The sequence below is a fragment of the Streptomyces sp. NPDC048473 genome (genome assembly GCF_043200155.1).
In the GTDB taxonomy this organism is placed as follows: domain Bacteria; phylum Actinomycetota; class Actinomycetes; order Streptomycetales; family Streptomycetaceae; genus Streptomyces.
This window is the reverse complement of sequence record NZ_JBICXE010000005.1, coordinates 1-18,845: the sequence shown is the minus strand read 5'-3', so window position 1 is coordinate 18,845 and position 18,845 is coordinate 1. Positions and strand designations below refer to the sequence as shown.

Sequence of the window (18,845 nt, the reverse complement as noted above, 5' to 3'; positions counted from 1 at the left end):
CGCCGCGGCGCGGCCTGCGTTTCCTTGATCATGACTGAACTGATCGAGAAATGGGCCGACGTCACGGTGGGCGCCGCCCCTGAGGAGGCGGACCCCGTCGTCCTGGAGTGCGCCCGCCTGCTCACCGCCGAACCGGGCGGTGAGCAGGCGGTCCTGCTCACCTTCGGTCTGGTGAACATGGCGCCGTACGTTCTCGGGCGGCGCGGCGCGGCCGTCGAGCGGGCCGTCGTGGACGCGCTCGGCGCCGCCGTCGAGGCCATGGACGAGCAGTTCCTCCAGGCCGGCGGGTGCGGTCACACGGCCCATCCGTACACCGGGAGCCTGGAGGAGTGGGACACGGACGCGGACGCGCTGCTCGATGCGCCGGACGTCCAGGTTCCGCTCGCTGCGTGGGACGAGGCCGAGGCCTGCCCCCACAACGCCGTCGGATGGGCGCGGACAGCCGCCGACGTGATCCTGCCGGGCAGCACGGACGGCATCCCCGAGATCATCCCGGAGAGCCACGAGAGCAACATCCGCAGCCTGGGCAGTGTCCTCAACGACTATCCGAACGGCGATCCGTTCTGGGACCTGGATATCCACGCCACACCGCCCAGCAGGCTCTCCCGGGCCGCGCTCGCCGGCTATGTCGTCGTCGCCCATGCGAACTGCTGGTACGCGGGGTCGGGCCGGATCAGGCAGCGGTCGCTGCTCGACGACATGATCGAAGGCCTGGAGTCCGTACTGCCGCTGCTGCCGGACGAGACATGCGCGCACGAGGAAGGCGGGCACCCGGCGCTGAACTCCGGCAGCGACCAGCAGGCCGCTGAGGGCATTCACCTGCAGAGCCCCGGCGGCCGGAGCGTCCTGCGCGAGGAACACGAGGACGGATACGGGGCCTCGCTGGAGGCGTGGACCTGCACCACCTTCCTGCGCGCTCTCGCCGTCGAGGCCCGCGACTATCTGCGCGAAGCGGTCGACACCCTCTTCGGCACCCGGGAGACGGCACATCTGGACCCGTTGTACCTGCGTCCCGACGGCCGGCTCGACATCGGACCGCTGAGCGAGCGGCATGTCCCGTTCGAGGACGAGACGGCCTCCGAGGAGGCGGCGCTCTGGGCGGCCCGGCGGTACGAGCAGCTCGGCCCCGACGGACCCGCGCTCGACCGGACCGTCCTGCTGCTCCTGATGGGCACGGCGGCCGGTTCCCTGGAGCTGTCGTACGGAATCGCCCGGGAGATCCTCGGAATCCTCCGCACCGCGGCCGCCACCCTGCCCGGCGATGCGTGCGCCCACGCGGACGGCCATGCGCCCGCCCATGAGCGCACCGCCGACCACATGGCCCGCGTCGCGCACCTCTACGCCCCCGGCACATGCCCCGCCCCCGGTCCGGACTCCGGCCGGGGCTTCGGGAGCGAGGTGCTGACCTGCCCCGCCCACCTGGCGGACATCGTGGCGAAGGGCATGGCGGAGATCGAGGAGCAGTTCGAGGAAGAACTGGAGGCGGAGGAGGAGCGACTGGCCGGGTGAGGCGGCCGGAAGCCGTTGTGACTCCGGAGCCATGGTAATTCCTGCGGCCATTGTGAGTAAGGCCACGAAGGGGACAAAGGATCACTATCGGCTGCCAGAGTGGCGGTTCTCAGGTCATGTGTTCTTTGCGGGTAATTCATGTTTTATCCCGGTAAGGAACCACGAACCATCAGGGAGCACGTCCGTTGGCTGCCATTGCCCGCTGGTGCATCAGGCACCGCCTCATCGCCGTCCTCCTCTGGCTCTTCGCCCTCGGCGGCGCGGCCACTGCGGCGGGCTTCACGGGTTCTGACTACTCCAACGACTACGAGGTGCCCGGTACGGAGTCCGGCCGGGCCGCCGAGCTCCTCAAGAGCGGTTTCACGGATCTCGGCGGTGACACGGACACCATCGTCTGGCACACCACCGACTCCACCGTGCGGGCCGCCGATGTCCGGCAGACGATGACCCGGACCCTGCACGCGGTCGAGGAACTGCCCGGTGTCGGCGCCGTCATCGGGCCGTACGGGGCGTCCGGCACCGGGCAGATCAGCGGGGACGGACACACCGCCTACGCCACGATCACCTTCGACCAGCAGTCCGACGACATCCCGGTGCAGCAGGCCCGGGCCGTCGTCGACACCGCGAAGGCGGCCGCCGGCGACCACCTCCAAGTGGAACTGGGCGGCTCGGCCGTCGCCCTCACCGAAGCGCCGTCCGCCCATTTCAGCGAGGCCATCGGGGTCGTCGTCGCAGCGGTCGTCCTGTTCCTCGCCTTCGGCTCGCTCGCCGCCAGCATGCTGCCCATCGCCACCGCCCTCGTCTCCGTCGGCACGGCGTACTCGGGCATCGTGCTGCTCGGCCATGTGATGACCGTCGCCGACTTCGCCCCCATGCTGGGGATGCTGATCGGGCTCGGCGTCGGTATCGACTACGCCCTGTTCATCGTCACCCGGCACCGCAGAGGACTGCGCAGAGGCATGACGGTCACCGAGGCGGCGCAGAACGCCGTCGCGACGACCGGGCGGGCCGTCGTCTTCGCCGGGGCCACGGTCTGTATCGCGCTGCTCGGCATGCTGATCCTTCGGCTCGGGTTCCTCAACGGTGTGGCGATCGCCGCCTCGCTCACCGTCGTCCTGACCGTGGCCGCGTCCGTGACCCTGCTGCCGGCCCTGCTGTCCTTCATCGGCATGCGGGCGCTGAGCCGGCGCGAGCGCAGAAGGCTCGCCGAGCGCGGGCCGCAGCCCGAACTGCCCGCCGGCTTCGCCGCCCGCTGGTCCGCGTTCGTCGAACGCCACCCCAAGCTGCTCGGGGCGTTCGCCGCCGTGGTGATGCTGGGCCTCGCGCTGCCCATGTTCTCCCTGCACCTGGGCACCTCCGACCAGGGCAACAACGCCTCCTCGTCGACCACCCGGCAGGCGTACGACCTGCTGGCCGACGGATTCGGGCCCGGCGTCAACGGCCCGCTGACGATCGCCGCACAGCTCGACGGTGCGGACGACCGGCTGGCGATGGACGGCCTGCCGGCCGCACTGCGGGCCACCGACGGCGTGGCCTCGGTCGGCCCGGTCACGTACAACAACAGCGGCAGCGCGGCCTTCGTCAACGTCGTACCGAAGTCGTCGCCGCAGTCGCAGGAGACCAGCGCGCTCGTCGACCGGCTGCGCACGGAGGTCCTTCCCCAGGCCGAGGCGAACACCTCGCTCCGGGCCCATGTGGGCGGGGTGACGGCCGGCTACGACGACTTCGCCCGGATCATCATCGGCAAACTCCCGCTCTTCATCGGCGTCGTCATAGGACTCGGCTGCCTGCTCCTGCTGCTGGCCTTCCGGTCGATCGGCATTCCGCTGAAGGCCGCCGCGATGAATGCGGCCGCCGTCGCCTCCTCGTTCGGAGTCGTCGTCGCGATCTTCCAGTGGGGGTGGGGGAGCGAGCTGCTGGGGCTGGGCAGCTCCGGGCCCATCGAACCGTTCCTGCCGGTCATCATGGTGTCCGTGCTCTTCGGGCTCTCCATGGACTACCAGGTGTTCCTGGTGGGGCGGATGTATGAGGAGTGGCTGGAGACCGGTGACAACCGGCGGGCGGTCCGGGTCGGCCTCGCCGAGACCAGCCGTGTGATCAACTCCGCGGCCGTGATCATGATTTCGGTCTTTCTCGCGTTCGTCCTCAGCGGGGACCGGGTCATCGCCATGTTCGGCATCGCGCTCGCCGCGGCGGTCGCCCTCGATGCCTTCGTTCTCCGTACGCTGCTGGTGCCCGCCCTGATGCATCTGCTGGGCGGAGCGAACTGGTGGCTGCCGCGCTGGCTGGACCGGCGGCTGCCGCGGATCAGCATCGAGCCTCCCGAGTGCCGCGCGCCGCATGCGAAGATCCCGAAGGCGGCGCAACCGGTGGAACCGGTGGAAGCTGCGCAGGCCGTACAAGCGGCGGAAGCGGTTCGAGAAGGAGCATGATGTTCGCGATATCCCTGGGCGACGACGGAGCGGAACTGCGTCCGCTGGAGATCTGGCAGGCGCAGGAGTTCCTCGCCCATATGGACCGGGCCCGCGAGATCGTCGATCCCTGGATCCCCTTCGCCTCCTTCGCCACCGACCTGGACTCGGCGCGCGCTCTGCTCCGGCGGTACGCGGAGAAGCAGGCGGCCGACACGGGGCGGCTGTACGGCATCTGGCTGGACGGCACGCTCGTCGGCGGTGTCCTGTTCCGGATCTTCGACACGGAGTCCGGGAACTGCGAGGTCGGCTGCTGGCTGGAACCGGCGGGGGAGGGGCGTGGCCTGGTCACCCGGGCGGCACGGAAGCTGATCGACTGGGCGGTCAACGAGCGCGGCATGCACCGCGTGGAGTGGGACGCGTCCGCCGCTAACACCCGGAGCATCGCCGTGGCCAAACGGCTCGGCATGACACGCGACGGGGTGCTGCGCGAGAACTATCTGTACCGCGGCGAGCGGCACGACTCGGAGATCTGGTCCGTGCTGGCCCGGGAGTGGCGGGCGCAGAAGGCCTGAGGCCGGGGCGGGAGGACGGGCCGGGGTCGGGCTGGGGCCGGCCTGGGACCGGTCTGGAGGACGGGCGTTAAGAGGGTTCTCATCCGGGCCGCCTAGCGTGCGGGACATGAACCCCGGAACTCCCAAGAACCCCACCACTCCCACCGGCCCCGCCGCTCCCGCTGTTCTCGACGCCGAGGAGACCGCAGTTGAGGAGACCGCGGCCGAGGTGACCGCTTCCAAGGACGCGGCGTACAACCTCGACAAGGGGGCGGCCGAAGCCGAGGGAGAGCTCGCGGTGGCCGACCACGACGGGGCGGGCTCCGCCCCCAACTCCGATCAGGATCTCGACCCGGATGCCGGCCTCAAGGTCTCCGACTTCGACGGCTCCGAATTCACGGACTCAGACTTCACGGACTCCGGCAAGGAGTCGTCCGGCCTCGGCTCGGCCGCCGCGGCCGTGGCCGCCGCCGGTCTCGGTGTCGTCGCGCTCAGCGGGTCCTGGACCGGCAAGGTCATCGCGGAGCGCGAGACCCTGATCGGGCAGATCAAGACCCCGACCGGCAGCACCGCGGCCCAGCAGATCTCCGAGATCTACGGCGACGCCTGGCACTCCACGGCGCTGGTCAACGGCGTCTTCGCGCTGCTCGCCCTGCTGGTCGGCATCTTCGCCCTGGTCCGCCCGGCCTTCGGCGCACCCTCCCCGCACCCGCAGCCCGGCTGGGTGCGTGCTGTCGCGACCGCCGGCATCGCGCTCGGTGTCCTCGGTGTGCTGATCTCCGTCGGCATGTACTTCGACCTCATCGTGTCCCTGCCGACCGCGGGCGCCACCAAGTGAGTACGCACCGCCCCGCGGCCGTCTAAGGCATCCGCCCGGGCGGCCCCGCCCCGTATGCGGCAGTGTCCGCACCCGGCTAAGGCCCCCCACCCCGCGAAGATGCGGAACTCGCCCGATGTGGCGACACCCCCTGGGAGACGACAGTGGGGGCACGGCAGAAGCACTGCCGCCCCCCAGGCCCCAACGGGCCGTCGTCCTCCGGGAGAAGCACATGTACTCGCTCGAACTCCACAAGCTGAACCAGACCGAACTGCAGCGCCGGGCAGAGCAGGAGCGGCTCGTCGGGGAGGCCCGTCGCGCCCGCCGGGCCGCCCGCAGGGCCGCCCGTGATTCCGTACGCAAGGAGGCCGAGGGGCCGGTGAGTACGGACCGGAACCGGTTCGTCCACGCCGCGTAGTAGCCGTGTGACGGCTGCGCGATGCCGGACGACTCGATTCCGGGGCCCGCACTGTCGGACCCGTGTGCGATGCTCGGCGACGTGGAGACCAGGTCCGTCAGTCCCGTGTTCGTCGGCCGCGCAGGTGAGTTCGCCTCGCTCGTCGATGCGCTCACCCGCGCCACCGCAGAGGGCACCGGCCTGGCCGGCCGCCCCGGCGGCGAGCCGCAGGCGCTGCTCATCGGTGGCGAGGCGGGCGTCGGAAAGACCCGGCTGGTCGAGGAGTTCCTCGCGGCGACGGTGCGCCGCGAGGCCGTCGTCGCCGTCGGCGGCTGCGTCGAGGTCGGTGCCGACGGCCTGCCCTACGCCCCGTTCTCCACCGCCCTGCGCGCCCTGCGCCGCACCCTGCCCGACGAGATGGCCGCGGCCTGCGCCGGGCAGGAGGGCGAACTGGCCCGGCTGCTCCCCGAACTCGGCGAGGACGACCGGGACGCGACCGACGAGTACAGCACCGCCCGCCTCTTCGAACTCACCGCCAGACTCCTGGAGCGCATCTCGGCGCAGCGCGCGGTCGTCCTCGTCCTGGAGGACCTGCACTGGGCCGATGCCTCCACCCGGCATCTCCTCGCCTATCTCTTCCGCACCGTGCGCAGCGGCCGCCTCGTCGTGATCGGCACCTACCGCTCCGACGACATCCACCGCCGCCACCCCCTGCGCCCCCTCCTCGCCGAACTGGACCGGCTCCGTACCGTCCGCCGGATCGAACTCGCCCGCTTCAACCGCGCCGAGGTCCGCCGCCAGCTCACCGGCATCCTCGCCGCCACCCCTGAGGCCGCCCTGGTGGACGAGATCTTCGAACGCTCCGACGGCAACGCCTTCTTCGTCGAGGAACTCGCCTGCAGCCTGGAGAGCGGCGACCACTCCCGACTCTCCGACTCGCTGAGAGACCTGCTGCTGGTCCGCGTCGAAGCGCTCCCGGACGACGCCCAGAAGATCGCCCGGATCGTCGCCGAGGGCGGCTCCACCGTCGAGTACGAACTGCTGGCCGCGGTCTCCCGGCTCACCGAGGACGAACTCATCGAGGCCCTGCGGGAGGCCGTCGGAGCCAACCTGCTGCTCACCACCCCGGAGGGCAACGGCTACCGCTTCCGGCACTCCCTGGTCCGCGAGGCCGTCAGCGACGATCTGCTGCCCGGCGAGCGCTCCCGGCTCAACCGGCGCTATGCGGAAGCTCTGGAGGTCGACCCCACCCTCGTCCGCGCCGGTGAACGGGCCACCCGGCTCGCCAGCTACTGGTACGGCGCACACGATGCCGCCAAGGCCCTGCCCGCCGTACTGAAGGCCTCGGTCGAGGCCCGCCGCCGCTATGCGTTCTTCGAGCAACTCCGTCTGCTGGAACGGGCGATGGAGCTGTGGGACGACGCCCCCGATGACGTGCGCCGCACCCTGCGCCCCATCGACTACGCGGAGAGCTACCCGGCCTGCGGCTGCGATCCCGACACCACCCCGCTGCGCTATCTCGACCTGATGGCCGAGGCCACCGTCGCTGCCCGGTTCGGCGGCGAACGCGAACGGGCCCTGGCCATCGCCAAGAAGGCCATGCGCGTCCTGGACGGCGAGGACGACCCGCTGCGCGCCGCCTGGTTCTTGGTCCAGCGCTCCCGGCTGATGCAGGACCTCACCCGTGGCGACGGATGGCAGGAACTGGCCACCGCCCAGAAGCTCGTACGCGGCCTGCCCCCGTCCGTCGTGCATGCCGATGTCCTGATGAGCGTGGCGGGATGGGGCGCCCTGCACCGCCCGGGCGCCGAGACGCTGCAAGCCGTCGACCGGGCCGTGGAGTACGCCCGGCTCGTCGGTGACGAGTACATCGAACTGCACGCCAGGCTCACCCGTGGCTGGCTCACCGCCGACGCGGGCAGTGTCGACGAGGGCATCGCCGAGATGTACGCAGTCCGCGACCGCGCCGATGAACTGCACCTGGTCGGCATCATGAGCCGGGCTGGCATCAATCTCCCCTCCACCCTCGAATCCATGGGCCGCTCCCTGGAGGCCGTGGCCGCCGCGGACCACGGCATCGAGATCGGCCGCGGCCACGGCATCGCCGACATGGAGGCATGGGTCCGCTGCAACCAGGCGACCTCGCTCTTCTCCCTCGGCCACTGGGACGAGAGCCGTGCGACCACCGACGCGGCGGCCCGCGCCGCCCAGTCCAGCAAGGCGCAAGGGCTCGTCGCCTCACGCCGTACCGAACTGGCCCTCGCCCAGGGCCACCTTGCCGAGGCCGAGATTCAACTCGCCCTGACCCGACGCTGTTTCGGCTCCCATGACCCGCAGCCCCAGCACCTCATCACCCCCGTACGCCACGCCATGACCCTCGCCGTGCAGCAGGGGCGGCTCCCCGAGGCTCGGGCCGCGTTCGAGGCGCAGTCGGAGCAGGGCTTCCCGCCCGGCACCCAGCGGTACGCCCTGCCGCTGCTCCATGTCGCCGCCGCCGCCGAGGCCGACGCCCGGGGCCTGCCCGCCGCCGACCCCGGCCGGCCGGCGATCCTCGCGGGCATCCGGACCCACCTGAAGCGGCTGCCGATGCTCATCCCCATCTGGGCCGCCTACGGTCTCCTGGTCGACGCCGAGCTGGCCCGGGCCGAGGGTCTCGACACCCCCGATCACTGGTCCCGCGCCGCCACCGCCTTCGCTCCCCTCCACCGCCCGTACGAACTGGCCCAGATCCGCCACCGCTGGGCCGAGGCCCTCCTCATCACCCCCGGCGACCGGTCCGCGGCCACCACCCTGTTGCGCGACGCGCACCGCACCGCCCGGCGGCTCGGCGCACGCCCGCTGACCGAGACCATCGAGCTGCTGGCCGGCCGTGCCCGCATCACCCTCACCACCCCCGACCGGACCCGGGCCCACGGCACCGCGCACGAGATACCGGCGGCCGTCACCGTCCCCGCCCAGGACGGCACCACCGACGAGGACGCGGACCGCGAGCAGACCGAGGACCACCTGCGCGAGGCGGCCGCGGCGGCGGTGGAGTCCTTCGGGCTGACGCGACGAGAACAGGATGTGCACCGGCTGGTCGCCGCCGGTCACACCAACCGCAGGATCGCCGAGGAGCTCTACATCTCACCGAAGACCGCGAGCGTGCACGTCTCCAACATTCTCGCCAAGCTCGGCGTCTCCAGCCGTGGCGAGGCAGCCGCGCTGGCCCACCGGCTCCGCCTGTACCCGGCCCGGAACGCCTCCTGACCTCGGGGCGTCCGGCCCGCCTACGGCCGCGCGTCCGGACCGGCCTCCGGAGCGTCCGGGGCATCCGGCCCGGACGCCTCATCGGGGTCGTCCACTGCCTGTTCCGGCTCCGGAATCGCGCCACGATCCGCCCCGGGACCGCCGTCGCTGCCGGACGCCCTGACGATCACCTTTCCGGAGGCCAGGTCTATCGGCCCGCGCCCCGGGTCGCCGATGCCCAGATCCACCCGGGTCAGCTCCAGCCGCTTCTGCTCCTCGGCGGCATGCTTCCGGCCCGGCGCGAAGAGTTCCTCGAAGAAGTTGAACACCGGCCGCACGCCCTTTCACCTGCTGTAGCCGCTAACGCACCTCAAGCACCAGGATCCTGTCGTCTCCCGGCTTCGGGGTGCCACGGGTGTCCGTATTGCTCGTGACCAGCCAGAGCCTGTTGCCGCCTGCCGCGAGCACCGTGCGCAGACGGCCGTACTTCCCCATCAAGAACGATTGCGGGGGCGCCAGAGATTCCTTGTCGTCCTTGCCGGACAGCGGAATCCGCCAGAGCCGCTCACCGCGCAGGCCCGCCATCCAGACAGAGCCCTTGGCGAAGGCGATCCCGCTCGGGGACGCCTCGGACGTCTTCCACTGTGCCACGGGATCGATGAATCCCGGCTTTCCCGCCTTGCCCTCGACCTCCGGCCAGCCGTAATTCCCACCCGGCACGATCCGGTTCAGCTCGTCCCAGGTGTCCTGCCCGAATTCGGACGCCCACAGCTGCTTCTGCCCGTCCCAGGCCAGCCCCTGCACATTGCGGTGGCCGTACGAATACACCACGGAGTCGGCCTCCGGATTGCCGTGCAGCGGCTGGCCGTCCGGGGTCATCCGCAGAATCTTGCCGGCCAGCGACTTCTTGTCCTGCGCGAGCCCGGTGTCTCCCGTCTCCCCGGTGCCCGCGTACAGCATGTGATCCGGGCCGAAGGCGATCCGCCCGCCGTTATGGATCGAGCCCTTCGGGATGCCCCGCAGAATCGTGTCCGGTGCACCCAGCAGTTGTCCGGGCGTCGTGCCGTTCTCGTTGTACTGCATGCGCGCGATGCGGTTGTCGGACTCGGTCGTGAAATACGCGTACACCAGATGGTCCGAACCGTATGTGGGGGAGACCGCGATCCCCAGCAGCCCGCCCTCCCCGCCGGGCGACACCCCTGGCACGTCGCCCAGCAGGGTCTTCTTCCCGCTCTTCGCGTCGATCCGGGTGATCGTGCCCTTGTCGCGCGAGGAGACCAGCAGATCGCCGCCGGGCAGCTCCGCCAGCCCCCACGGCGAGTCGAGGCCCTCGGTGAGCGTGGAGACCACCTCCGCCGAGCCCTTTGCCGGTGGCAGGGCCACCGACGCGGACGGAGAGGCCGACGGGCCCGGGGCTGTGGGGGAGGGACGCGACGACGGCAGGTCGCCGACGCCCGCCGTACTGCCGGAACCGTCTCCCGAGGAACACCCCGCGGTCAGCAACAGCGTGCCCGCCGCCAGCGCGGCCACCGTCCCGTGGCGCACGCCTCGACGCCGCCCCCGACGACCCGCAGGGTCTTGTACAGATCCGAACAGAACACCGCGCACAGCACCGATCCCTTCGACGGCCACCCGACTACTGTTCTTACACCGCAGCCCCGCCCCGGGTTCCCCATGCCGCCGATTTTCTCGATCGGTGATCACGAATGCGTGGCCGGCGATCAGTCCCACGAACCCCGCGCCGCGGGCAGCCGGGCGATCTCCACCAGATCCTGCGCGGTCAGCGTGAGTCCGGCCGCCCCTGCGTTCTCCACCGCCCACCGCTCCCGCTTGGTCCCCGGCACCGGCACCACATGCGGCCCCTGCCGCAGTACCCAGGCCAGCGCCACCTGCGCCGCGGTCGCCCCGTGCCGCTCGGCGATCCGCCGCAGCCCGACCACCACCGGCTGGTTCGCCGCCATCATCTCGGCCGTGAACCGCGGATGCCTGGCCCGCAGATCGTCCGGCTCGAAGCCCTGTCCCGGGGTCAGCGTGCCCGTCAGATATCCGTTCCCCAGCGGCATCGCCGCCAGCAGCCCCACACCCCGCGCCGAGCACCACGGAAGCAACGACTCCAGCGCCTCCGGCGACCAGACCGAGAGCTCCGCCTGCACCGCGCTCACCGGGAAGACCTGCTGCACCCGCTCCAGCTGACGGATCGTTTCGTCATGCATGCGGGCACCCGTCCGGCGTGAAGCCCGGGCACCGACCGCACAGAGTCCGAGCGCCCGCACCTTTCCGGCGGTCACCAGCTCCGCCATCGCACCCCAGGTCTCCTCGACCGGCACCTCGGGATCGGCCCGGTGGAGCTGGTACAGATCGATCACATCGGTCTGCAGCCGCCGCAGCGAGGCGTCACAGGCCCGCCGCACATAGCCGGGGCGGCCATTGGCGACGATGTGCTGATCGCCCACCAGCAGCCCGCACTTGGTGGAGACGAAGGCATCGGACCTGCGGCCCTTCAGCGCCCGGCCCACCAGCAGCTCATTGGTGAAGGGGCCGTACATGTCGGCCGTGTCGAGCAGTTGGACGCCCGCGTCGAGCGCGGCGTGCACCGCACGCAACGCACGGTCACCGCGCTGCTGCGACGCGCTGTACGCCCAGTTCATCGGCATACAGCCAAGACCGACCGCACCCACGGCGAGCGCCGCCGCACCGAGACTCCTGCGCTCCAACTCCCCGAACCCTCCCTAAGGTCCCGTGACTACAGGACCTCGGCCCCGCCGTCACGGGACCGCACCGCACCCCAAAGTAACCTCTGCCGCCCGCCGCTCCTCGCGCAGCCTCCCGGGGATTAGCCTCCTGACCATGACTTCGACGAAGACTCCCGACGTATGGCTGCCGTTTCGCGCCGACGAGATCGAAGGACTCCCCGAGGGTCTCAACTACCACTTCTGGGACGGCGCGCAGGACTACCCGGCCGACCCGGCCGACTGCGCCTTCTACGTCGTGCCGTACATGAAGGGTTCGGAGATCACGGTCCCTCCGCTCGCCGGTATGACGCAGGTCAAGATTGTGCAGACGCTCTCCGCGGGCATCGATCATGTCGAGCCGGGGCTCGGCCTGCTGCCGGCCGGGGTACGGCTGTGCAATGCCAAGGGGGTCCACGAGGCGTCGACCGCGGAGCTCACCCTTGCCTTGATCCTCGCCTCCCTGCGCGGCTTCCCCGGGTTCGTCCACGGCCAGGACAAGGAGGAGTGGCGGGCCGGCTTCTACCCCGCGCTGGCCGACAAGTCCGTGCTGATCGTGGGGTACGGATCGATCGGATCCGCCATCGAGGACCGGCTCGCGCCCTTCGAGTGTGCGCGGGTGGCGCGCGTCGCGCGCTCTGCACGGGCAACAGCGCGCGGCCCCGTACACACACTCGACGACCTGCCCGCACTCCTGCCCGAAGCCGACATCGTCGTGCTGTCCACCCCGCTGAACCCGTCCACACAAGGGCTGGTGGGCGCGGAGTTCCTCGCTGCGATGCCGGACGGAGCGCTGCTCGTGAACGTCGCACGGGGCGGAGTCGTCGACACCAAGTCGCTGTTGCTCGAACTCGAGTCCGGCCGGCTGCGCGCCGCCCTCGATGTCACCGACCCGGAACCGCTGCCCGCCGGCCATCCCCTCTGGCATGCTCCCAACGTCCTGATCACTCCTCATGTGGGCGGCAGCACCTCGGCGTTCATGCCGCGTGCCAAGCGTCTGGTGGCCGGGCAGCTCAGCCGTTTCGCCGCGGGGGAGCCGGTGCAGAACGTCGTACGCATCACCGATTGATCACGCTGTGATTCCGCTCGACTGCGTACTGTTCCGACAAACCCCTTGATCGTCACGGAGAGTAGATAAGCTATGTCCCTGCGTGACTAGTCTGGTGTATCGTCCCGAAAGGGGCGCTGCGCCAAGGAAGGGACTGCGCCGGGGAGGACGCAACACGCGAGGGGGCGACGGGCGATGTACGGCCGATGGGCGAACGATCAGACACCGCAGGGCAGCCGACGGCGACCGGTGCCTGTTCCGGGTTTCCCGTCGTCCGCCGTCGCGACGCGGACGGGAAGCCCGGAACAGGCACCGGCGGGGCGCCGGGTGCGCGCGCACCCGGCGGCGTCGGGTGCGCCCCGGTGAGCGCGCCGGCCGACGCCCTCGGGGCGTTGCTCTCCCGGCGGTCGGCCGTCGGCGGCGCATCCGCACTGGTCTCGCAGGTCCTGCTCGGCCTCGTCTGCGGCGGATACGCGGTGGGGGCGGCACTCGGCTGGGGTTCTTCGGAACTGGCGCTCTTCATGGGGGATTTCGGCCTCAGCGCCGCCGCGCTGATCGCGGCCGTCTCCTGCTTCCTCTATGCGCGGGCCGGCGGCGACCGGTTCCGGCCCGCCTGGCTGCTGTTCTCGCTCTCCTCGCTCATGGCCGCAGGCGGCAACGCGGTCTGGGGCTGGTACGAGGTCCTGCTGGGGCTCCCGGTGCCCAGCCCCTCCCTCGCCGACGCCTTCTTCCTCTGCTTCGCGCCGCCCGCCATCGTCGGGCTGCTCGTCCTCGCCAAACGCCCGGTCACCCGCGCCGGCTGGGTCTGTCTCGCGCTGGACTCCTGGCTGATCGGCGGATCGCTCCTCACGCTCTCCTGGAGCCTCGCCCTCGCCCACACCGCACATCTCGTGGACGCCGAGGGTGCGAGCGTGGCCCGCGCGGCGCTCTCGCTGGCCTATCCGCTGCTCGACATCGTGCTGGTCTCCATGGTGCTGGCCCTGCACTTCCGGCGGTCCAACGTCAACCGCCCCGCGGTGAACACCGCCGTCGGCGCACTCGCCCTGACGGTCCTGTCCGACGCACTGTTCACCTCCCCGCTGCTGCGCCAGACCTACCACTCCGGCCAGTTGCTGGACGCGGGCTGGTTCGCCGGTTCCCTGCTCCTCGCGTACGCACCCTGGGGCGCGCACAGCGCACCGGAGAACGCCTTCCCGCCACGGGGTGCACCGCGCTCGACCAGTCGCCCCATCGCGGGATCGCTGGCCGCGCTGACGCCGTATCTCGCCGCCGCCGTCTGCACCCTCGGCATTCTCTACAACGTCATCGAGGGCCGCCGGGTGGACCGCGTCGTGGTCTTCACCGGCTGCACGGTGGTGCTCGCCCTGGTCGTCCGGCAGGGCATCATGCTCGTCGACAACATCGCCCTCACCCAGGAGCTGGCGCAGAAGGAGAACCACTTCCGTTCCCTGGTGCAGGGCTCCAGCGATGTCATCATGATCGCCGCCCCCACCGGCGTCCTGCGCTACGTCAGCCCCGCCGCCGCGGGGGTGTACGGGCGCGATGCCGATGACCTGGTCGGCGCCGAGCTCGCCTCGATCATCCACCCCGAGGACCTGGGGCGGGTGGTCCACGAGGTGCGCCGGTTCCTCGCCGCCTCTCCGGGTGACGAACCCACCACCCGGATCGAATGCCGCTTCAGATCCGGTACGGGCGACTGGCTCAATGTCGAATCCACGGTCAACCGCCACCAGGGCGGCCTGATCCTCAACAGCCGCGATGTGACCGAACGGGTGCGGCTGCAGGCCCAGTTGCAGCACAACGCCGAGCACGACCCGCTCACCGACCTGCCCAACCGTGCCCTGTTCACCGAGCGGGTCCGCCAGGCCCTCGGTGGCCGCCGCTCCGGCGACCCGGGCACCGCCGTGCTCTTCATCGACCTCGACGGCTTCAAGGCGGTCAACGACCGCCTCGGCCACCAGGCGGGCGACGAGCTCCTCATCCAGGCCGCCCGCCGCCTCCATGAATCCGTACGGGCCGGCGACACCGCGGCCCGCCTCGGCGGTGACGAATTCGCGGCCATCATCCTCGGCGACGGCATCCGCGACCAGTCCGCCCGGGAATGCCAGGTCCATGAGATCGCCGACCGGCTGCGCCTCACCCTCTCCCAGCCGTACCACATCGGCACCGGCGAGGTCCGGGTCGCCGCGTCCATCGGGGTCGCCTTCGCCGAGCCCGGCATCTCTCCCAGCGACCTCATGCGCAACGCCGATCTCGCCATGTACCGCGCCAAGGCGCGCGGCAAGGACCGCGTCGAGCTGTACGCCCCGCAGATGCAGGCCGAAGTCGTACGCCGCTCCGAGCTGGCGGCCCGGCTGCGCACCGCACTGCGCGACGGCGAGTTCGCCCTGCTCCACCAGCCCGTGGTGCATCTCGCCAGCGGCACCGTCGCCGCCGTCGCCGCCCAGGCCCGCTGGCGCTCCGCCCAGGGCATCCTGTTCACCCCGGCCGAATTCCTCCGCGTCGCCGAGGACAGCGACCGCACCGCCGAACTCGGCCGCTGGCTCCTCGAAGAGGCCGTCGAGCAGGCCGCCGACCGGGCCAGGGCCGGCCATCCGGTCTCCGTCGCCGTGCGGCTCTCCGCCCGCAGGCTCCTCGACAAGGGGATGCCGTTCGGCTCCGTCGAGGCGCTGCTCACCCGGCACAGCCTGCCCTCCGGAGCCCTGATGATCGAGGTCGCAGACAGCGACCCCCGGATCTCCTTCGACGAACTCGAACAGCGTCTCGTCGCGCTGCGCCGGCTCGGCGTCCGCATCGCGCTCGACGGCTTCGGCAGTGGCTACGCCGCGATCAACGCCCTGCGCCGGCTCCCCATCGACGTACTGAAACTGGACCGCGGTCTCGTCGAGGGCGTCGTGGAATCCGCCCGGCTGCACAAGATCACCAGCGGCCTCCTGCGGATCGCCTGTGACCTCGGCATGCAGTCCGTGGCCGACGGGGTCGACGTACCGGAGCAGGTCCTCGCCCTGCGCGCCATGGGCTGTACGCACGGCCAGGGAATGGCCTTCTCCGGGCCGCTCGACGAGTACCGGCTGCGCCGCGCCCTGGCCCGCGGCGAGTTCCCGATGCCCGGCAGTGCCGGCGCCCAGCCGGTCCTGACCGGTGGCTCGATCCCACTCCTCAGCGGCTCACATGCTGAGACGCCCGTCCCACCCACTTGACACGTTGTATGCGCCGGAGAGAGGGTCAATGCCATGCGCACCCGAATTCTCGTACTTGGAAAGCGCGTCGGCTGAAGCAGAGTCCCTCACTGACACTCTGCAGACCGCACCGGCGCGCTCCCCTCGCTTGCCTCACGGCACGAGGGGTTTTTTGTTGCACTAACACCAGGCAAATCCTCGCAAAACACCCGCAAAAACCCTCAGCTTCGAGAAGAGAATGCGATGACCGAGCAGGCCACCGGGGCCCACCATCCCCAGCCGCGGGCCCGTAACGGCGGATCGTCCGCCGCCACCGTTGAGCACGTCACGGGCGCGCAGTCACTCATCCGGTCTCTTGAGGAAGTGGGGGCCGACACGGTATTCGGCATTCCCGGCGGCGCCATCCTTCCGGCGTACGACCCGATGATGGACTCCACCCGGGTCCGTCATGTGCTGGTCCGTCACGAGCAGGGCGCCGGACACGCCGCCACCGGCTACGCACAGGCCACCGGCAAGGTCGGCGTCTGCATGGCCACCTCGGGCCCCGGCGCCACCAACCTGGTCACGCCGATCGCCGACGCCCACATGGACTCCGTCCCACTGGTCGCGATCACCGGCCAGGTCGCCTCCAAGGCCATCGGCACGGACGCCTTCCAGGAAGCCGACATCTGCGGCATCACGATGCCGGTCACCAAGCACAACTTCCTGGTCACCAAGGCCGAGGACATCCCGCACACCATCGCCGAGGCCTTCCACATCGCCTCCACCGGCCGTCCGGGCCCCGTCCTCGTCGACATCGCCAAGGACGCCCTGCAGGCGCAGACCACGTTCAGCTGGCCGCCCACCCTGGACCTGCCCGGCTACCGCCCGGTCACCAAGCCGCACGCCAAGCAGATCCGCGAAGCCGCCAAGCTGATCACTCAGGCCAAGCGCCCGGTGCTGTACGTCGGCGGCGGCGTCATGAAGGCCGGCGCCACCGCCGAACTGAAGGTCCTCGCCGAGCTCACCGGAGCGCCCGTCACCACCACCCTGATGGCGCTCGGTTCGTTCCCCGACAGCCACCCGCTGCACGTGGGAATGCCGGGCATGCACGGTGCGGTCACCGCCGTCACCGCGCTGCAGAAGGCCGACCTGATCGTCGCCCTCGGAGCCCGCTTCGACGACCGCGTCACCGGCAAGCTGGACAGCTTCGCCCCGTACGCCAAGATCGTCCACGCCGACATCGACCCGGCGGAGATCGGCAAGAACCGCGCCGCCGACGTGCCGATCGTCGGTGACGCCCGCGAGGTCATCGCCGACCTCGTCCAGGCCGTCCAGGCCGAGCACACCGAGGGCCACACCGGCGACTACACCGCGTGGTGGAAGGACCTCAACCGCTGGCGCGACACCTACCCGGTCGGCTACGACCTGCCCGAGGACGGCAGCCTCTCCCCGCAGCAGGTCATCCAGCGCATCGGCCGGCTCGCCCCCGAGGGCACGATCTTCGCGGCGGGCGTCGGCCAGCACCAGATGTGGGCCTCGCACTTCATCCAGTACGAGCAGCCCGCCACCTGGCTGAACTCCGGCGGCGCCGGAACGATGGGTTACGCGGTCCCGGCCGCGATGGGCGCCAAGGCCGGCATGCCGGACCGTACGGTCTGGGCGATCGACGGCGACGGCTGCTTCCAGATGACCAATCAGGAACTCACCACCTGCGCGCTCAACAACATCCCGATCAAGGTCGCCATCATCAACAACGGCGCACTCGGGATGGTCCGCCAGTGGCAGACCCTGTTCTACAACCAGCGGTACTCCAACACCGTGCTGCACTCCGGCGCCGACACCGAGGGCGTCCCGGCGAAGGGCACCCGCGTCCCGGACTTCGTCAAGCTGTCCGAGGCCATGGGCTGCTACGCGATCCGCTGCGAGGACCCGGCCGACCTGGACAAGGTCATCGAAGAGGCCAATTCCATCAACGACCGCCCCGTCGTGATCGACTTCATCGTTCACGAGGACGCCATGGTGTGGCCGATGGTCGCTGCCGGCACCTCCAACGACGAGGTCATGGCCGCCCGTGGGGTCCGCCCCGACTTCGGCGACAACGAAGACGACTGAGAGACAGAGAGAGACCGACTCCATGTCCACCAAGCACACGCTCTCCGTCCTGGTCGAGAACAAGCCCGGTGTCCTCGCCCGGATCACCGCCCTGTTCTCCCGCCGCGGCTTCAACATCGACTCGCTCGCGGTCGGTACCACCGAACACCCCGACATCTCGCGCATCACCATCGTCGTCAATGTCGAGGACCTGCCACTTGAGCAGGTGACCAAACAGCTCAACAAGCTGGTGAACGTCCTGAAGATCGTCGAACTCGAGCCGTCCGCTGCGATCCAGCGTGAGCTCGTCCTGGTGAAGGTCCGCGCCGACAACGAGACCCGCTCCCAGATCGTCGAGATCGTCCAGCTGTTCCGCGCCAAGACCGTGGACGTCTCCCCGGAGGCCGTCACGATCGAGGCGACCGGCGGTGCCGACAAGCTGGAGGCCATGCTCAAGATGCTGGAGCAGTACGGCATCAAGGAACTGGTCCAGTCCGGCACCATCGCCATAGGGCGCGGCGCGCGCTCGATCACCGACCGTTCGCTGCGCGCCCTCGACCGTTCGGCCTAGGGCACCGCCACCTCGCCGCTCGTATGGCGAGACCCGAAAACGTATCTGACGCACCCCGCCGTACGGTGGGACGCAACACCTGCACACCAAGGAGAAGACCCAGTGGCCGAGCTGTTCTACGACGACGATGCCGACCTGTCCATCATCCAGGGCCGCAAGGTCGCGGTCATCGGCTACGGCAGCCAGGGCCACGCCCACGCGCTGTCGCTCCGTGACTCCGGCGTCGACGTCCGCGTCGGTCTGCACGAGGGCTCGAAGTCCAAGGCCAAGGCCGAGGAGCAGGGCCTGCGCGTGGTGACCCCGGCCGAGGCCGCCGCCGAGGCCGACGT

Annotated in this window: 14 protein-coding genes; 11 read left to right on the top strand and 3 right to left on the bottom strand. The window is 70.5% G+C overall.

Going from position 1 to position 18,845, the window contains the following annotated elements; genetic code table 11:
* Positions 1-30: 30 nt before the first annotated feature.
* From ACGFU7_RS10595 to ACGFU7_RS10570, 6 genes are all read left to right on the top strand, one after another.
* Entirely contained in the window at positions 31-1,509 is a 1,479-nt protein-coding gene (locus ACGFU7_RS10595; RefSeq protein WP_393694301.1) for a hypothetical protein, read from the top strand.
* A 185-nt stretch (positions 1,510-1,694) separates the two neighbouring features.
* Complete coding sequence (locus ACGFU7_RS10590; RefSeq protein WP_393694299.1) at positions 1,695-3,941, top strand: MMPL family transporter; 2,247 nt, start codon at positions 1,695-1,697, stop codon at positions 3,939-3,941.
* Positions 3,941-4,495 carry a GNAT family N-acetyltransferase gene (locus ACGFU7_RS10585; RefSeq protein ID WP_393694882.1) on the top strand — a complete coding sequence of 185 codons (555 nt, stop codon included), beginning with the start codon at positions 3,941-3,943 and terminating at the stop codon, positions 4,493-4,495. The genes ACGFU7_RS10590 and ACGFU7_RS10585 overlap by 1 nt, the downstream gene beginning before the upstream one ends.
* Positions 4,496-4,601: 106 nt before the next feature.
* Positions 4,602-5,312: a hypothetical protein gene (locus tag ACGFU7_RS10580; protein ID WP_393694298.1), complete on the top strand. Its 711-nt coding sequence runs from the start codon at positions 4,602-4,604 to the stop codon at positions 5,310-5,312.
* A 211-nt stretch (positions 5,313-5,523) separates the two neighbouring features.
* On the top strand, positions 5,524-5,709 hold the full coding sequence (locus ACGFU7_RS10575) for a hypothetical protein (RefSeq protein ID WP_393694296.1): 186 nt from the start codon (positions 5,524-5,526) through the stop codon (positions 5,707-5,709).
* A 69-nt stretch (positions 5,710-5,778) separates the two neighbouring features.
* On the top strand, positions 5,779-8,937 hold the full coding sequence (locus ACGFU7_RS10570) for an AAA family ATPase (RefSeq protein ID WP_393694881.1): 3,159 nt from the start codon (positions 5,779-5,781) through the stop codon (positions 8,935-8,937).
* A 20-nt stretch (positions 8,938-8,957) separates the two neighbouring features.
* On the opposite strand, the gene ACGFU7_RS10565 is transcribed toward ACGFU7_RS10570, so the two are convergent.
* The 3 genes from ACGFU7_RS10565 to ACGFU7_RS10555 all read right to left on the bottom strand — a co-directional run bounded on the left by ACGFU7_RS10565 (position 8,958) and on the right by ACGFU7_RS10555 (position 11,594).
* Positions 8,958-9,245 (bottom strand): DUF6191 domain-containing protein, encoded by a 288-nt coding sequence (locus ACGFU7_RS10565; RefSeq protein WP_393694879.1) that lies wholly within the window; start codon positions 9,243-9,245, stop codon positions 8,958-8,960.
* 31 nt (positions 9,246-9,276) lie between these two features.
* Positions 9,277-10,446, bottom strand: a complete 1,170-nt coding sequence (locus ACGFU7_RS10560; RefSeq protein ID WP_393694877.1) for a PQQ-dependent sugar dehydrogenase — start codon at positions 10,444-10,446, stop codon at positions 9,277-9,279.
* 191 nt (positions 10,447-10,637) lie between these two features.
* A complete protein-coding gene (locus tag ACGFU7_RS10555) occupies positions 10,638-11,594 on the bottom strand; it encodes an aldo/keto reductase (RefSeq protein WP_393694876.1) in 957 nt (318 codons plus the stop codon).
* 169 nt (positions 11,595-11,763) lie between these two features.
* Here ACGFU7_RS10555 and ACGFU7_RS10550 point away from each other — a divergent pair, with 169 nt between their 5' ends.
* The 5 genes from ACGFU7_RS10550 to ACGFU7_RS10530 all read left to right on the top strand — a co-directional run.
* Entirely contained in the window at positions 11,764-12,714 is a 951-nt protein-coding gene (locus ACGFU7_RS10550) for a 2-hydroxyacid dehydrogenase (RefSeq protein WP_393694294.1), read from the top strand.
* A gap of 341 nt (positions 12,715-13,055) precedes the next feature.
* Positions 13,056-15,893: a putative bifunctional diguanylate cyclase/phosphodiesterase gene (locus tag ACGFU7_RS10545; RefSeq protein ID WP_393694874.1), complete on the top strand. Its 2,838-nt coding sequence runs from the start codon at positions 13,056-13,058 to the stop codon at positions 15,891-15,893.
* Between the two features lie 222 nt (positions 15,894-16,115).
* A complete protein-coding gene (locus ACGFU7_RS10540) occupies positions 16,116-17,966 on the top strand; it encodes an acetolactate synthase large subunit (protein ID WP_393694292.1) in 1,851 nt (616 codons plus the stop codon).
* 22 nt (positions 17,967-17,988) lie between these two features.
* Complete coding sequence (gene ilvN, locus ACGFU7_RS10535; RefSeq protein WP_018102507.1) at positions 17,989-18,516, top strand: acetolactate synthase small subunit; 528 nt, start codon at positions 17,989-17,991, stop codon at positions 18,514-18,516.
* A gap of 102 nt (positions 18,517-18,618) precedes the next feature.
* Positions 18,619-18,845: NAD(P)-binding domain-containing protein (locus ACGFU7_RS10530; RefSeq protein WP_393694290.1), on the top strand; the 227-nt coding region annotated here is incomplete at its 3' end.

Excerpts from the sequence above, each read along its gene's own strand:
- ACGFU7_RS10580 (WP_393694298.1), top strand. The coding sequence starts at position 4,602 with ATGAACCCCGGAACTCCCAAGAACCCCACCACTCCCACCGGCCCCGCC.
- ilvN (WP_018102507.1), top strand. The coding sequence starts at position 17,989 with ATGTCCACCAAGCACACGCTCTCCGTCCTGGTCGAGAACAAGCCCGGT.
- ACGFU7_RS10550 (WP_393694294.1), top strand. The coding sequence starts at position 11,764 with ATGACTTCGACGAAGACTCCCGACGTATGGCTGCCGTTTCGCGCCGAC.
- ACGFU7_RS10540 (WP_393694292.1), top strand. The coding sequence starts at position 16,116 with ATGACCGAGCAGGCCACCGGGGCCCACCATCCCCAGCCGCGGGCCCGT.
- ACGFU7_RS10595 (WP_393694301.1), top strand. The coding sequence starts at position 31 with ATGACTGAACTGATCGAGAAATGGGCCGACGTCACGGTGGGCGCCGCC.
- ACGFU7_RS10585 (WP_393694882.1), top strand. The coding sequence starts at position 3,941 with ATGTTCGCGATATCCCTGGGCGACGACGGAGCGGAACTGCGTCCGCTG.
- ACGFU7_RS10570 (WP_393694881.1), top strand. The coding sequence starts at position 5,779 with ATGCTCGGCGACGTGGAGACCAGGTCCGTCAGTCCCGTGTTCGTCGGC.
- ACGFU7_RS10575 (WP_393694296.1), top strand. The coding sequence starts at position 5,524 with ATGTACTCGCTCGAACTCCACAAGCTGAACCAGACCGAACTGCAGCGC.